11 protein-coding genes are annotated in these 15,136 nt (G+C 56.0%); 8 read left to right on the top strand and 3 right to left on the bottom strand.

The genetic code is table 11. From position 1 onward, the window contains the following. Positions 1–3: 3 nt before the first annotated feature. Together NQF86_RS01990 and murJ are read left to right on the top strand one after the other, a co-directional pair. Entirely contained in the window at positions 4–501 is a 498-nt protein-coding gene (locus tag NQF86_RS01990) for a glutathione peroxidase (RefSeq protein ID WP_266115931.1), read from the top strand. 2 nt (positions 502–503) lie between these two features. Next, the gene (gene murJ, locus NQF86_RS01985) at positions 504–2,060 is read left to right on the top strand and encodes a murein biosynthesis integral membrane protein MurJ (protein WP_266115930.1); all 1,557 of its coding nucleotides are present in this window, start codon (positions 504–506) and stop codon (positions 2,058–2,060) included. Here murJ and NQF86_RS01980 read toward each other — a convergent pair. Together NQF86_RS01980 and NQF86_RS01975 are read right to left on the bottom strand one after the other, a co-directional pair. Continuing rightward, on the bottom strand, positions 2,057–2,524 hold the full coding sequence (locus NQF86_RS01980; RefSeq protein ID WP_266115929.1) for a GAF domain-containing protein: 468 nt from the start codon (positions 2,522–2,524) through the stop codon (positions 2,057–2,059). The two genes, murJ and NQF86_RS01980, sit on opposite strands and share 4 nt — an antisense overlap. 100 nt (positions 2,525–2,624) lie before the next feature. Continuing rightward, a complete protein-coding gene (locus NQF86_RS01975) occupies positions 2,625–3,068 on the bottom strand; it encodes a hypothetical protein (protein ID WP_266115928.1) in 444 nt (147 codons plus the stop codon). A gap of 14 nt (positions 3,069–3,082) precedes the next feature. Between NQF86_RS01975 and NQF86_RS01970 the strand changes: the two genes are divergently transcribed. The 3 genes from NQF86_RS01970 (at position 3,083) to NQF86_RS01960 (ending at position 9,784) form a co-directional block, all read left to right on the top strand. Next, positions 3,083–3,922, top strand: a complete 840-nt coding sequence (locus NQF86_RS01970) for a hypothetical protein (protein WP_266115927.1) — start codon at positions 3,083–3,085, stop codon at positions 3,920–3,922. Positions 3,923–4,192: 270 nt separating this feature from the next. After that, complete coding sequence (gene mutS / locus NQF86_RS01965) at positions 4,193–6,922, top strand: DNA mismatch repair protein MutS (protein ID WP_266115926.1); 2,730 nt, start codon at positions 4,193–4,195, stop codon at positions 6,920–6,922. A 54-nt stretch (positions 6,923–6,976) separates the two neighbouring features. Then, positions 6,977–9,784, top strand: coding sequence for a [protein-PII] uridylyltransferase (locus NQF86_RS01960; RefSeq protein ID WP_266115925.1), 2,808 nt, complete (start codon positions 6,977–6,979; stop codon positions 9,782–9,784). 60 nt (positions 9,785–9,844) lie between these two features. Here NQF86_RS01960 and NQF86_RS01955 read toward each other — a convergent pair whose 3' ends face one another. Beyond that, on the bottom strand, positions 9,845–12,106 hold the full coding sequence (locus NQF86_RS01955; protein ID WP_266115924.1) for a TonB-dependent receptor: 2,262 nt from the start codon (positions 12,104–12,106) through the stop codon (positions 9,845–9,847). 205 nt (positions 12,107–12,311) lie between these two features. Here NQF86_RS01955 and NQF86_RS01950 point away from each other — a divergent pair, with 205 nt between their 5' ends. From NQF86_RS01950 to NQF86_RS01940, 3 genes are read left to right on the top strand one after another with little or no spacing between them, the layout of a single operon-like run. Next, positions 12,312–13,763 (top strand): PepSY-associated TM helix domain-containing protein, encoded by a 1,452-nt coding sequence (locus tag NQF86_RS01950; RefSeq protein ID WP_266115923.1) that lies wholly within the window; start codon positions 12,312–12,314, stop codon positions 13,761–13,763. Further along, entirely contained in the window at positions 13,760–14,041 is a 282-nt protein-coding gene (locus NQF86_RS01945) for a hypothetical protein (protein WP_266115922.1), read from the top strand. Before NQF86_RS01950 ends, NQF86_RS01945 begins: the two co-directional genes overlap by 4 nt. A 31-nt stretch (positions 14,042–14,072) precedes the next feature. Beyond that, entirely contained in the window at positions 14,073–15,110 is a 1,038-nt protein-coding gene (locus NQF86_RS01940; protein ID WP_266115921.1) for a hypothetical protein, read from the top strand. The last annotated feature ends 26 nt before the right edge of the window (positions 15,111–15,136 follow it).

The raw sequence follows: 15,136 nt of genomic DNA, 5'->3' as shown, positions 1-15,136 counted from the left end.
ACCATGACCAGCTTTTATGATTTCCGGCTCCCCGCCCTTGATGGTGGCGAAATTGACATTTCCCGCTGGAAGGGCCGCCCCGTCCTGATCGTCAACACGGCCTCCGAATGTGGCTTTACAAAGCAATATGAGGGGCTTCAGAAACTCTGGCTCGAAACAGGCCATGCCACGCTGGATGGCCTCATCATTCTTGGTGTGCCCAGCAATGATTTCGGAAAACAGGAGCCGGGCACTTCCGAGCAGATCAGGCAGTTCTGCCAGCTCCGTTACGGGGTAAGTTTTCCCATGGCGGCCCGTTCTGTTGTACGGGGCACGGAGGCCATTCCGCTATTCCGCTGGCTGGCAAAGGAAGGCGGCTTCCTCTCCCTGCCCCGCTGGAATTTCTATAAATATCTCATCGACCGTCAGGGAAAACTCCACAGCTGGTTTACCCCGCTGACTGACCCGCAGGCTCCCCGCCTGCTGAAGGCCATTCATCAAGTCAACGAGCAGCCCCGCTAGACATGCTCCGTCATCTTCTCACTGTTGGCGGCTGGACCATGCTCTCCCGCCTGCTGGGGCTTGTCCGGGATCAGCTTCTGGCCATGTTTCTGGGTGCTGGGCCGGTTCAGGATGCGTATCAAATCGCTTTCCGCCTGCCCAACATGTTCCGCCGCCTCTTTGGGGAAGGTGCCCTCAACGCCGCCTTCGTCCCGCTCTTTACGTCACGCTACGAAAAGGAAGGGCCGGAAAAAGCCCTGCTGCTGGCAGGGCAGGCCTTCTCCCTGCTGCTGCTCTGGCTGAGCCTGCTGACCATTCTGGCCGAAATCTTCATGCCATGGGTGATTGACCTCATCGCCCCCGGCTTCCGCTCTCATGGCACTGAGCGTTTTACCATCGCCGTGCAGCTCACCCGCATCACCATGCCCTATACGGTGCTGATCTGTGGGGCGGCCCTGATTGCCGGTATCCTTAATGCCCGCAACCATTTTGCCGCTGCTTCGGCGGCCTATATTTCCTTCAATATTGTCGGGATTGCCGCCATTCTTGCCGGGGCGTACTGGGGACGCCCCTATGTAGCACCAACCAGCGCATGGGGCATTACTCTTTCCGGCATCGTCCAGCTCGGCGGGCTGCTCTGGTCCGCCCGAAAAGCCGGACTGATAGTGCCGCTTGTGCGCCCCACACTTTCAACAGACATCAGGCTTCTGCTCCGCCGGATGCTGCCGGGGCTGGTCGGGTCCGGCGTTACGCAGATCAACCTGACCATCGACACCATCATCGCCACTTTGCTGCCGACAGGCTCCATCTCATGGCTCTATTTTGCAGACAGGGTCAACCAGCTTCCCCTCGGCGTGCTGGGTGCTGCCCTTGGCACGACCCTCTTGCCGCTTTTCACCCGCCATATTGCCGCCGATGATCGCCCCGCTTTACAGACCAGCCTGAATCAGGCCCTGAATTACGCCCTGCTGCTCAGCCTTCCGGCCATGATCGGCCTGTTCAGTCTGGCACCAGAAATCATGGCGACCCTGTTCGGTTATGGGCATTTCACGCCTCATGATGTTCAGAACTCTGCAGCCGCTCTCCGCATGTATGCGCTGGGGCTGCCTGCCTTCATCATCGTCAAGCTGCTGGCCCCGGCCTTCTTTGCCGAAGGCGACACGACAACACCCGTCCGCATCGGTTTCGTCACGATGGGAATCAATCTGGCGCTCAACCTGCTACTCTACCGCACACTGGCCCATCTGGCTCCGCCTCTGGCCAGTACTCTGGCAGCTATCGTCAATATGGGAGCGCTCGGATGGCTGCTCTGGCGGCGGGACTCTTTCCGTCCCACCTTCGGGAGCCTGACACGAACAATCCGCATCATGCTTGCCGCCTTCATTATGGGCGGCTGGGCATGGAGTGGGGCCCATCTTCTGGCAACCGGATTGCCCGTCTGGCATGTTCTGCCCCGGCTCCTCATGCTCCTCACGCTGGTAGGCAGTAGTGCGGCCCTCTATGGCGGGCTGCTCATCGCCCTGCGGGTACTGAGTCTGGATGAACTCCGCACCCGCCTGCTCCGGCGGTTGAAGCGTTAAAGATGCGCCTCCAGAAGCCGGACAAGAGCTTCCAGCTTTTCCTGATCCTCTGCTGAAAAACGGTTCTTCACGGGGCTGTCGATATCCAGAACCCCGTGAACCTCACCATTCTTCATGATGGGCAGGACGATTTCAGATTCTGACGCCCCATCGCAGGCAATATGACCCGGGAAGGCATGAACATCCGCCACACGCTGCACGGCCCGTTCTGCCACGGCTGCCCCGCAGACGCCCTTACCCACAGCAATCCTCGTACAGGCTACCCTGCCCTGAAAAGGACCAAGCACAAGCTCACCCTCTTTCATCAGGTAAAAGCCGACCCAGTTGACCTGCGCCATCGCCTCGAACAGCAGGGCAGCAATGTTGGCCAGATTGGCAATTTCATCCCGCTCAGCTTCCAGCAGGCCCTGTGCCATCGGCAGAACGTCTTCAAAGATAATGTGATTTTCTGGTGCATTACTCATGAAGCTACCATGCCGCTCCAGAGCGGGTTATGACAAGGGAACAAAGCAAAATGATCCCCAACGTCATATGACAAGACCATTCCTACTCAAGGATGAGCCATCACCTTACAGGCGTCACAAATGAAAAAACCCATGGCAAACCCAATGCAGCACACAGAATAGTGAAACAAAATATTTTATTAAATTTTGATGACGAAAATGTAGAACAAAAGCACGGCAACCGGTCTTTTATTGAAGAAACAGATGATGGATCAAGGTTAAACATATATGATGAGCAGTCATTTTTTATAACTTCATTATAGAGAAAAATATAACGTTGTTCTTGATGATGATAAAAAAGGCTCATCCATAAAAAAACACCTATCAGACATACATTGATCAAATCCTCAAAAATTGGATTGAATGGATGAGCTGCCTCCAATGTTAAAAGAGCTGACAAAGAAATGACTGTCCAATTTCTTACAGTCGTGTTGTGATTCGCCAAACGAGTGATGACACCCTGTATGAGATTAAGGTAAGGTACCTTGTCTTTTACGTCGACCATTGATGAGTCCTTTCATGTACGCTCGCTACTGTATAACAAACAATGTAATCAATGAGATTAAAAAACATCCCAGTATAGGAGGCAGATATCTAGAGGAAAAAGGAAAAGACATAAAAGGAGAATGCTTCAATGAGAATAAACATTTAGCATACATAGAAGGTATTCTTCCTCCTCCTGGAGGGTCACTAGATATGGAAATGTTAAACGATACATGGTTTCCCATTCCAGAAAAGATTCCCCATGTTTTCATCTCCCATTCTCACAAAGACGAAAAAGAAGTTTTGGCACTAGTGGGTTTCTTGAAAATTCATCTTGGAATTGATTGTTTTGTAGACTCTTGGCAATGGGGATATTATACAAGACTTCTAAAAATAATAGATAACAAATACTGCAAAAATAAAAAAGAGAACACATATTGTTATAACACAAGAAACATCACAACATCATTGATGTCAGTCTCTCTAGTTACATCTCTCCAAAAAATTATGGATCAAATAGAATGTACACTTTTTATTGGGTCTCAAAACAGTGTCATAGAAAATATTGGAAGAGAATACGTTGATAAATCAAATTTGCATACGACATCCGTCTGGATATACGCAGAGCATATGGCAATGAGCACACTAAGAATCAAAAAACCACGAGGAGAGACAATAAGCCTTCATGCAAGCCACGAGTCTTACCAGCGGGACATAGTTGGCGATTCTCTGCCAAGAACTTCTTTTCCTATCGACATGAAAAATATTCCAAATATTTATTTTAACACCCTTGATAAAATAAGAATGCAAACTTCTTCACCAGAACTCGCTTTAGATAAATTATATTCAGCAATACCTGAAGGGATTCCTCAGTAATTTTGCAAATCCATCACGCTTATGGACAAACAATCTAGGAGTGAAGGTGGAAATTAATAATACACAAACCTTCCATCCGAAAAACACGGACACAAAGAAGCGTTACCTCACAAGAATAGAGACGGTTAGTCTTCTCCCCTTCCGTGACAGAACACTAAAAAAACTGCCCACCATCTCCTAATGAGAAAACAGTCGCATTTCCGTTTAAATCCCTGTTAACTTCAGGGGGCATACCCGGTCCCAATCTAGCGGTGAGGTCTTTTTCCCTGCATGGTCGATCAGAAACCATCCGTCCCTCCCATTCCCCCACAGACAACGGGGAAGGTCACCCCGACCATGGAACAATGGTTCAGCCTGAAGAATCAGGAACCTGACGCCCTGCTTTTCTTCCGTATGGGGGACTTCTACGAACTGTTCTTTGGCGATGCCCATGCCGCTGCCCTTGCGCTGGATATCACCCTGACCCATCGGGGCACGCATGATGAAGAACCCATCCCCATGTGTGGCGTTCCTGTGGGGACAGCGCAGATCTATCTCTCCCGCCTCATCCGCCGCGGCTTCCGGGTTGCCGTGGCCGAACAGACGGAAATCCCCCGCAAAGGCCAGAAAGGCCCGCTCCGCCGGGAGATCGTCCGTGTCATCACCCCCGGCACACTGACGGAAGATGAACTGCTGGAAGCTGGACGAGCCAACACACTCCTTGCCATCGTGGCCCCGGATAAACGCCGCAGAGACCGCCTCGGTGCGGCATGGATCGACATTTCCACCGGCACGCTGGAACTGCTCCGTCTGGGCACAGACACGCTGGCCGAACTCCTCGCCCGTCTTGCCCCTTCGGAAATCCTGTCCGACCCGGCACTGATCCCTGCCGAACATGCAGGCATCATCACCCCTTCCACCGCCCGCCCCAGCCGGGATGCCGCAGAACGCACCGTTACAGGCGCCTATCAGGTCGCCCAGATGGATGCTCTGGGAGATTTCAACGATGAACAGATCATCGCCTGCGCCGTGCTACTGGATTATGTCCGCCGCAGTCAGGCGGGCAAGCTGCCTCGATTAACTCCCCCCGTAGATCACGGGTTGGACAGCATCATGGGGCTGGACCCCGCTACCCGCAGCAGCCTTGATATTCTCCAATCCCGTGATGGTGGCAGCAAACATACGCTTTTCAGCAGCGTCAACCAGACAGCCACAGCAGCTGGAACGCGCCTTCTGGCTCACTGGCTCGGCACACCCAGCACGGACCTCGCCCTCATCACTGGGCGGCAGGAAGGATGGAGCTGGCTGCACCAGCACCCACAACCTACAGCTACGTTACGGGATATTCTCAAACAGGCTCCAGATTCCGCCCGTGCCCTCGGCCGTATCTCCAGCGGGCGCCCCCTGCCGCGTGATCTTGCCGCCATCCGTGATACGCTCCGGGCTGCCAACCAGATTACGGAAACACTCGGCACACTCGTCAAAACTGACATGCCAGAGCGTATCCGCTATATCGGGGCCAACCTGTACGGACGGGCCGATGCCCTGCTGGAACGGCTGGAAGCCGCCCTGAACACCGAACTGCCCGTCAAGATTGAAGATGGTGGCGTCATTGCCCCCGGCTTTGATGCCGAACTGGACCGTCAGCGGGACCTGCGGGACAACAGCCGCCGCCTGATCGCCCAGCTACAGGTCCGACTGGCGGAAGACTATGAGATTTCCAATCTCCGCATCCGCCATCACAACCAGCTGGGCTATGTCATTGAGGTTCCCACAGCGGCAGGCCGCAAACTGCGCCAGCATGAAGGGCTGAGCCTACGGCAGGGCACGGCCAACCTCGCCCGTTTCTCCAACGAAGAACTGACATCCCTCAATCAGGCCATTCTGGAAGCCTCGGAAAAAGCCGACCAGCTGGAACGTCATCTTTTTGCAGACCTTGCAAAACACTGCCTAAACACACCAGCCCTTGATGATATCGGCCTCGCTCTGGCTGAACTGGATGCGCTGATCTCCTGCGCCCGCATCATGGACCGAGGCACATGGTGCCGCCCCACCATGACCGATGGGCAAGAGTTTACCCTCCATGCCTGCCGTCATCCCGTAGTGGAAGCCGCCCTGCATGAGCAGGCCGCCCATGATACGGCCTTCATCGCCAATGACTGCGCCCTGCCGCCAGAGAAACACGCCATCCTGCTGACAGGCCCCAACATGGCCGGGAAATCGACCTTCCTGCGTCAGAACGCTCTAGCCGCCATTCTGGCGCAGGCGGGGCTCCCTGTCCCTGCCAAGGCCGCCACCATCGGCATAGTGGACCGTCTCTTCTCCCGTGTCGGGGCTGCGGATGATCTGGCCCGTGGCCGTTCCACCTTCATGGTGGAAATGACCGAGACAGCCGCCATTCTCAATCAGGCCGGGCCACGCTCCCTTGTCGTGGTGGATGAAATCGGGCGGGGTACATCAACGCTTGATGGTCTCTCCATCGCATGGGCCACGCTGGAGGCCCTGCACTCCCAGCTACGCTGCCGCACCATTTTCGCCACGCATTTTCATGAACTCGGTGCCTTGCTGGAAACGCTACCCCGGCTGGCAGCCTGCACCATGGCCGTGAAAGAATGGAAGGGCCACGTCATCTTCCAGCACGAAGTCCGGCCCGGACTGGCCCAGAAAAGCTGGGGCCTGCATGTCGCCAAGCTGGCGGGCATTCCGGCATCCGTCCTCCAGCGGGCCCGTATTCTACTGACCCGTCTTGAAAATGAACGGGGCCGGGACAGCCAGCCTGCAAGCCTGCCCCTGTTCGAGCAGGCCGGCGTAGCATCATCCTGTCCCTCTGATGACTTGCCATGCCCTGCACCATCAGATTGTCCTTCCCCCGATACAGTAGAGGCCCTGAACATGCTCCATACAGAGCTGGATAAGCTGGACCCCGACTCCCTCTCCCCCCGGGAAGCCCATGCGGCCCTCTATCGGCTGAAAAGCGTGATTGAAGGCCATTGCAGGGTGGACGTTTCGGACGAAAAATGATTTTTATAAAGTTAAGGTAAGCCCTCAAACCCCGCTGCTAAAAAGAGAGCCTTCATGCCTGCTCCCGCCTCCTCCATTGCTTCCTCTCACAAGGCTGCCTCAAGCTGCCACCCCACACTTTCCCGTCAGGATGCTCTGGAACGGTTGCGAACAGAGCTGAGCCTCCAGCGGGACCGTATCCGCCAGAAGTTCGAACAACGTGAAACAAACGGCGTAGAAACCGCCCGTAATCTGGCGCTTCTAATGGATCACGTCATTGAGGAGCTGGCCCGCTATGCCGGTCTGCCCCATGGCCCCCGCAGTACAAAAGACGGAGAGGCTTTCTGCCTCTGCGCAACAGGGGGGTATGGGGCGGGTCTGCTGGCTCCTTTCAGCGATGTGGACCTCCTTTTCCTGACGGAAGACCAGCCCTCCGAAGGGCTGGTCAAGGCTATTGAATACGTCCTTTATACGCTCTGGGACCTCGGCTTACGGGTCGGCCACGCCACCCGTACTATCGCCAGCGCCCTTGAAATGGCTGGGACAGATCAGACCTCCTGCACGACCCTTCTGGATATCCGCCCCCTCTATGGTCAGACATCACTCGTTCTTACCCTACAGGAGAAGCTGAAACAGCATCTTGAAGGCCCAGCGCTGGAACAGTTTGTCCTCGGTGCGATTACCCAGAGGGAGGAACGACATCGCAAGTTCGGTGAAACACCCTATCTTGTGGAACCTCACATCAAAGAAGGCAAAGGCGGCCTACGGGACCTTCAGGTCTTAAACTGGATTGGTCATGCCGTGTTGGGCAACGGCCTGCCGGGCCATTCCCGCCCTAAACAGGACCAAGGGCTGGCACCAGCCTGTGCCCTCCTCGGCCTGTTGACCAGACGCGAAATCTCCCGGACACGCAGCCTTTGGAACTTCCTCTGGACGGTCCGGCTCAATCTTCACTACGTCACTGGCCGCCCTGAAGAACGACTGACCTTTGATGTCCAGCCCATCATCGGAGCCCGGATGCGCTATGGCAATCACGGGCATCAGCGGGGTGTGGAACGCTTCATGCGGCACCATTTCCTCATGGCCCGGGCCGTAATGCGGCTGACACATGTTTTCCAGCCCGCCATCCTGCTCCATCTCCGCAACCAGCTCCTGCACCGTCCGCCTCGTGTCGAAGCAGGGCCGGATAGTTTCCAGCGTGTTGATGGTTGCCTGAGCCTACCCAACCCGCTGGCCCTCGTGCGGGAACCGATCACGGTCTTCCAGTTTCTGGACAGCGCCCGCCGCCATCAGCTTGCCCTGCATCCAGCCGCCATACAGCACATCATCCGCTTCGAGCGGCACAGCGCTTCACTCCGCCATAATGCAGAAGCTTCCGCTTTTTTCATCCGACTGCTCTGCGACCCTGCACGTCTTCCACCATCCCCCGATACAGCCAGCACCTCCCCCGGTATGGAAGAACCAGACCGCATCTTCTGGCTGCCGCTACTGAATGAAACCGGGATTCTCTCCCATCTTCTGCCCGGCTGGTCCCGTATCCTCGGCCGCACACAGTTTGACGGCTATCACATTCACAGCGTGGATGCTCACACGATCGAGTCCGTCCGTGTCCTGCGGATGATTGAACAGGGCCGCATGGCCGATGAGCTGCCGCTCGCCTACCGGCTGGCCCGCACTGTCACCCAGCGGCCGCTCCTCTATCTGGCCACGCTGCTACACGATATTGGCAAGGGTCGTGGCGGTGACCATTCCGAGCTGGGCGCAGAAATTGCTACACGCATCTGCCAACAGCTCGGCCTTTCTGCCAGCGATACGGATACAGTTTCATGGCTGGTCCTTCACCATCTGCTGCTCTCCCGTACGGCGTTTGGCCGGGATATTGATGACCCGCAGACCATTCTTGATCTGGCCGATACCATCCAGTCCCCCAAACGGCTGCGGCTCCTGCTGCTGCTGAGCATCGCTGATATCCGTGCCGTTGGCCCCCGTGCCTGGAACGCCTGGAAAGCCACACTGCTGGGCCGTCTCTACACCCGCATTGCCGATGTGCTGGAAGGCGGATTACAGGCACAGGAAGATGACGAGCGAGTGGAGCATAACCGGCATATCGTCCAGAATGCCCTTGTGGATGAAGACATGCCTGCCGCAGATATCGCCTATTTCATGAAGCTGGGACGAGCCGGTTACTGGCTGAGCTTTGATGAGCAGAGCCACATCCGCCATGCCAGACTTGTCAGCCAACATCTGGCTGGACAGCGTGATGATGCCATCACAATAGACATTGCTCCCCTACCCAACCGAGGCATTACGGAGCTTACCGTCTTCTGTAAGGACCAGCCGGGACTCTTTTCCCGCATTACCGGAGCGCTGGCACTCTGCGGGGCCACTATTGCCGATGCCCGCATCCATACACTTCATAATGGCATGGTGCTGGACACATTCTGGTTTCAGGACCCGCACGGCGAGGTCTTCATGGAGCCGGAACATGTGGAACGCCTGCGTGACACCATCATGCAGGTCATGGAAGGGACGATTAATCTGGACGAAACGCTCAGCGCCGCCAGCTTCCCTCTCACCCGGCGACTGGAAGCCTTACCCATCCCCTCCCGGGTGCTCATTGACAATGATGCTTCGGAGAATCACAGCATTGTGGAAGTCAACGGACGGGACAGACCCGCCCTGCTGCACAACATTACAGCAACACTCAGCCGCCTGAAGCTGCATATTTCTTCAGCCCACATCATGACATATGGGCTGCGGGCCGTGGATGTATTCTACGTGACCGATGCAGAAGGCCATAAACTGACCACACCAGAACAGGAAGACGCCCTTCAGACGGCCCTGCTGGAAACACTCCGCCATACAGAAGCCGACATCACCTGAAACAGGAAAAGGGCCATACCTGATGACGGCATGGCCCTTTTCCATTCTCCTCAACCTGTCTTACATGTCTGTCGTGAAGGATGCCTTGAAGGTTCTTGGCAGCCCTTGCGTCAGATAGCCGTTCACACTGCTGAAGGCCGTGTAGGATGAAGCCCAGTAATGGCTGTTCGTCAGGTTCTCCACACCGAAGCGGAACGTCATCGGACGCTTCGGCGTCATCATGAAGGTATAACGCGCCCCCAGATCGTAGGTCGTCCAATTCGGGATTTTCAAGGAGTTCTGGACATTGACCCACTGATGGCCCGTATGGGTGACACGGCCTGTCAGCGTCAGCCCCTTCACGAAGGGGATGTCATATTCCAGATTTCCATTAATGGTATAACCCGGAATGCCGACAGCCTTGTTGCCGACATAATCCCCCTTCACCTGCTTGGCCTGAATCAGGGCGCTACCACCATTGAAGCGCAGCCCCTTGATGATCTCGCCATTCACATTCAGCTCAATTCCCTGATTGCGCTGCCGCCCGCTGGCCTTGAAAATCTGCTCATTCCCATAATCCTGTACAAGCCCCGTAGGACGGTCCAGACGATAGAACGCCAGAGAGGCACTGAAGCGGCCAATGTCATATTTCCCACCCACCTCATACTGGACGGTCCGGGTTGGTGAGAGAAACTGCTGGGCATTCACCAGATTGGGATAGAGGGAACTCTTTGCCGGGGCCTGAAGCCCCTGATTCAGCCCCTCCACCCGGTTGAAATAAAGGGATGCATGACGGGCCACATGCACAACCAGCCCTACCACAGGCGTGATGGCATCCCGACTGTAATGGGTCGGTGTGTACTGGTAGCTGTTCTGAAGAATATGCTGGTAGCGGAAGCCACTCGTCACAGCGATACGGTCATGCCAGAAAGGCATCGTGTCTGAAAAAAACAGACTGTAAAGCTGCGTCTTCGCACTTGGTGTTGCGGACACATGGTGGACTGAATCCGGCTTTGCCTGAATACCGGGATCATAAATACTCGTACTGCCGAGATACCCACCCGCATAGCCGGTAGAAGCCTCCGACCATAAGGCTGATCCACCCGCATTGACCTCATGCTTCAGGAAGCCTGTTCTGAAATGGGCACGCACGCCGCCACGAGTACTTTCATTGGTCTGCTGATACGGCGTGTAAGACCCATATCCAAAACCAGACCCTGTCAGCCCGTCCGAGACATAGAGCGTATCGTAATTGCCTTCTTCATGCCCCGTCAGGCCGCCAAACGTGCCGTACAGCATGACATGGCTGTTCAAATCATGCTCGACATTCAGCAGGCCGAACACATAATGCATGTCCTCATAGCTCCAGCCCTGACTCCAATTGCGGCCCGGCCTTGTGGGGCGAGGGATGGATGTCAGGCCGGAGGTCAGAACGACAGAACCACGGCCCTGCTGAACATTCTGGTTCTGGTAGTTGATGTCGAGATTGATGCGGGTATCGTCATTGTGCCAGTCCGTATCCAGCCCCAGCGCAACAGAATGGCGCCGCTCGCCAGAAATGGAGGTCTGCCCGTCCATCCCCGCCGCATTGAAGCGAATACCGAACTGATCGTCCTTCCCAAAACGCCGACCGACATCCAAGTTGCCCCCGCCTTGTCCCTTACTGGTGTAATCACCTGTCAGGCGTGTGATCGGCTCGCTCCCGGCATGTTTGAACTGAAGGTTGATGTTCCCACCCACAGAAGTCCCACCGGGTGCCGCCCCGTTGATGAATGCACTTGCCCCGTTCAGCACCTGCACTGAATCGTAGAGCTGGGGAGAAATCAACTGCCGGGGGCTGATCCCGTACAGCCCGTTGATGGCCACATCATCCCCATAAATCGGCAGGCCACGGATGATGAACGTCTCCGAGAAATTGCCAAAGCCATAAGTCGTCCGCACAGAAGGATCATTCTGGAGCACCTGCCCCAATGTCTGGGATTGCTGGTTCAGGATCATACTGGAGGTATAGCTGCGCAGATTGAAAGGCAGGTCCAGCCCCTTCTTATTGCCCAGCACACCGGCCTGACCGCCCAGCTTCACCTCCATCTGTTCCCGCCGCCGGGCTTTGACGATGATGGTTTCCTGCGGATGTGCTTCCTCTTTCTGGCGAACCTTTTTCGTCCCCTTCTGCCCGGCCCCCGTCTTCCCACCGGACCGATCAGACTGTTCCGCCTGACCTTTCACGACATGATGTGCTCCTTCATCCCCTGCAGCCCAGACAGGATGCCCAGCTAGCGAGCTGCCTGCCAGCAGGAACCAAAGACCGGCGGTTCTACGAGAAAAACGGAAACGAATAGCCATGCATGCCCATCCTGATGTGTAAGACTGAATTGAGCGATGGCTTATATGGGAATGAAAATTATTCTCAACTGGTTTTCACAAAAAAAGCAATTTTACGTCATTTTTTCTACATCTTTGTCATTTTCGCTGCCTCTGCCATTTACAGGGCCAGCAATGTTCGTTAGTGGAATGAGAATCATTCTCATTCTTGCCGTGTTGCGTCCATATGTCTCCAAGGCTCCGCACCGCACTGCGTGTTTTCCATCGCTGGATTGGCTTCCCGGCAGGAATCTTTCTTTTCATCCTCTGCTTTACCGGCTCTCTGGCCTGCTTCTCCCCGGAGATTCAGGGCTGGATGCAACCCGGCACGGCCCTTCAGGCCCCCCTGCCACACATGACACAGACGGGCCTTCTACAGGCTGGCCAGCAGCTGAAAACTCAGCTCGACAGGGGCAGCTTTGCCTTTCTGAAAATTCCTTCGCCACGAGACCCTGTCTTCCGTCTCTGGCACTATGATGGTCATATCTTCCTTGGCCCAGCGCTAGCGCCTGATACCGGCCTTCCCCTGAAGGACCATGACGTCACAGGGGGCACATTCTTCGTCACCCTCCATGCCAGCCTTCACCTCCCCAGCCCGTGGGGGCAGATCATCATCACACTGGCAGGCATTGCTCTGCTTATTACCCTGCTCACGGGCCTCTGGCTTCAGCTCCGCCGTTTTTTGCCGGACTTGCTGCTATTCCGCCCTCATGCCGCCCGTCAGAGACGCTGGCTGGACCTTCACCTTTTAGGTGGCACGCTGTGCCTGCCTGTTCTGTTCATCATCGGGCTATCTGGCGTAGTGCTGCAATCCCAGAAGCTCCTTCACATCATGAGCCCACCGCATCACCCTCCCGGCCATCTCAGCCGTCATCAGCTCCATGCCACCACCGTACCGCCTATATCCCCCACCATCATCACCACTCTGGTCGAACATGGCATGCATCAATGGGGTACAGTTGCTGATGGCTTCTTCATGCAGACAGGCAAAGAACTCGGCTTATACGCCCCTGATAGTCTGCATTTCTGCCTCCAGCGCCATAGTCTGACAGCTACCCAGCCCGATACGCTTCCCCCAAGCCTCTGCCCGACTATCCATAGCTTCTTTCTCGGGCTTCACAATCTGCGCTGGGCAGGGCTGATGACACGCTGGCTTTACTGCCTCAGCGGCCTGTTAGGCTGCGCCATCATTGGCTCCGGTATGGTGCTGTTCCTCCAATCGGAACGAAATAACCGTACTCATGCAACGAACCTGTCGCTGGCCCAACACAGCCTCCATCGCCTTTATGAGGCCTTCACGACAGCTACGCTGCTTGGCCTCCCCCTTGCCACGCTGGCCCTTTTCTGGAGCACCAGACTACCCACACCGGGCAGACTGTCTCCCGTCCTCTGGGAGGAAAATCTTTTCTTCGTTCTCTGGTGCCTGTCGCTGCTTCACGGCTTCATCACCCGGCAGGCGGCACGCCAGCAACTTGGCCTTCTGGCCCTACTGGGCTTAAGCACGACAGGGCTGGACCTGCTTACACGGCCCTTTCATACAGGGCGGCCTTGCCTTTTTGGTGCCATGGATGGGATGGCAACGTGTATCGGGCTTATCAGTCTGGTCAGTCTTTTCCGCCGCAAACAGGCCACGACATGATCACCTTCGTCATCCTCATAATCCTGTGGACACTAGCCTGGCTGCTCCACCTCAACAACCTACCCGCCTATAGACGTCAGAATCCCTGCCATCTTCCGCCTGCCAGCAAAGTGCAACGCTCTCTCCTCGTTACAATCCCTAGCATTGGGCTGGCATCTGCCTATCTGATGAATGGGCTGGATGGTCTGTTCCTCTGGGCCTTCACGGCGCCGGTTACGGGAATTCTGCTGGGCATAGTCCTGCCCCTCTGCCTGCCGTCCTCCAAAGCCAAAACTTGAAAAATATCCAGCGAGCCCCAAGATAGCTGATATGAAACCACGTCTGTCCTCATTCCTGACCTCGGCCTTTATCCTTTCTGCCTCTTTTCTGGGGCTAAGCCCCCCAGCACTGGCAGACCGCCCGTGGAAAGATGCCGAGACACCGGCACAGATTGTCAGCGAGCATGATCTCGCCCAGCCTCTGGCAACCTCACTGACCTCCCTGCCAGATGGCTCTCCCTTTGCTCTGGGGACGACTGGCAAGCTGTACCGGCTGGACCCAATTGACGGACGCCTCAGCACCCTGATGGACGAGCTTCCCCCGCTCACGGCTGTAACGGCAACAGCCCAAGGACTCTGGGCCGTCACGCAGGCCCCACGGCCTGCCTTGCTCAACATCGCACCAGATACAGGTGTCATCCTGAACCATATCGGCTTCACCAAGGCACTGGCGGCGGGCAGCCATATTTCAGCCCTTCAGGTAACGGACAGCACGGCTTTTCTGGTTGATGATGGCGTTCCCGCTTTTATCGTGATTGACCTCAAAAGCGGCCAGTCACAGCGCCTGCTGGAAGGCGTTCCTTCTCTGAGCGGCCATGCCCCCCTCATGCGCCACGGCCAGCCCGTCACCACGGCGACCGGACAGGAGAAAACCGGAGGGAACGTCCACTTCCTGCTACTGGATCATAGTAAAGACTGGCTGTTCTATCAGACAGCCACGGGTCCCCTCTATCGAATCGGCACGAACATCCTGACCGATTCCAGCCTTGGCCCTGCTGAACGCATTGAAGCCATGACGAACTGGCGCCGGACGCCCAGCCTTGGCGGCCTGACCATAGACCGGAATGACACGCTCTACATGATCGACATTGATCACGGAGACCTGCTCTCCTTTGGGGCGGACCGTCTGCCATGGCGCCTTATGCATGATGACAAGCTCTATGATGCACAGGCCATCACACTGCTCAAAGGCCGGGCAGGGCCACAGCGCCGCCTGGCGGTTCTGCTCACACCACCATCCTCCGAAAAGGACACGACTCCGACAGGGAAAGACAATCACCAGCACCTGCTGGAAATTACCCTGCCCTGATGGCATTTCGGTGTTATAGTGAAGCC

This window comes from Bombella pluederhausensis, from assembly GCF_026385525.1.
GTDB lineage: Bacteria > Pseudomonadota > Alphaproteobacteria > Acetobacterales > Acetobacteraceae > Bombella > Bombella pluederhausensis.
The sequence above is the reverse complement of the archived record's forward strand: the minus strand, read 5'-3'. Positions and strand labels throughout refer to the sequence as shown.

Excerpts from the sequence above, each read along its gene's own strand:
- NQF86_RS01950 (WP_266115923.1), top strand. The coding sequence starts at position 12,312 with ATGTCTCCAAGGCTCCGCACCGCACTGCGTGTTTTCCATCGCTGGATT.
- NQF86_RS01955 (WP_266115924.1), bottom strand. The coding sequence starts at position 12,106 with ATGGCTATTCGTTTCCGTTTTTCTCGTAGAACCGCCGGTCTTTGGTTC.
- NQF86_RS01980 (WP_266115929.1), bottom strand. The coding sequence starts at position 2,524 with ATGAGTAATGCACCAGAAAATCACATTATCTTTGAAGACGTTCTGCCG.
- NQF86_RS01975 (WP_266115928.1), bottom strand. The coding sequence starts at position 3,068 with ATGGTCGACGTAAAAGACAAGGTACCTTACCTTAATCTCATACAGGGT.
- NQF86_RS01990 (WP_266115931.1), top strand. The coding sequence starts at position 4 with ATGACCAGCTTTTATGATTTCCGGCTCCCCGCCCTTGATGGTGGCGAA.
- murJ (WP_266115930.1), top strand. The coding sequence starts at position 504 with ATGCTCCGTCATCTTCTCACTGTTGGCGGCTGGACCATGCTCTCCCGC.
- mutS (WP_266115926.1), top strand. The coding sequence starts at position 4,193 with ATGGTCGATCAGAAACCATCCGTCCCTCCCATTCCCCCACAGACAACG.
- NQF86_RS01940 (WP_266115921.1), top strand. The coding sequence starts at position 14,073 with ATGAAACCACGTCTGTCCTCATTCCTGACCTCGGCCTTTATCCTTTCT.
- NQF86_RS01970 (WP_266115927.1), top strand. The coding sequence starts at position 3,083 with ATGTACGCTCGCTACTGTATAACAAACAATGTAATCAATGAGATTAAA.
- NQF86_RS01960 (WP_266115925.1), top strand. The coding sequence starts at position 6,977 with ATGCCTGCTCCCGCCTCCTCCATTGCTTCCTCTCACAAGGCTGCCTCA.
- NQF86_RS01945 (WP_266115922.1), top strand. The coding sequence starts at position 13,760 with ATGATCACCTTCGTCATCCTCATAATCCTGTGGACACTAGCCTGGCTG.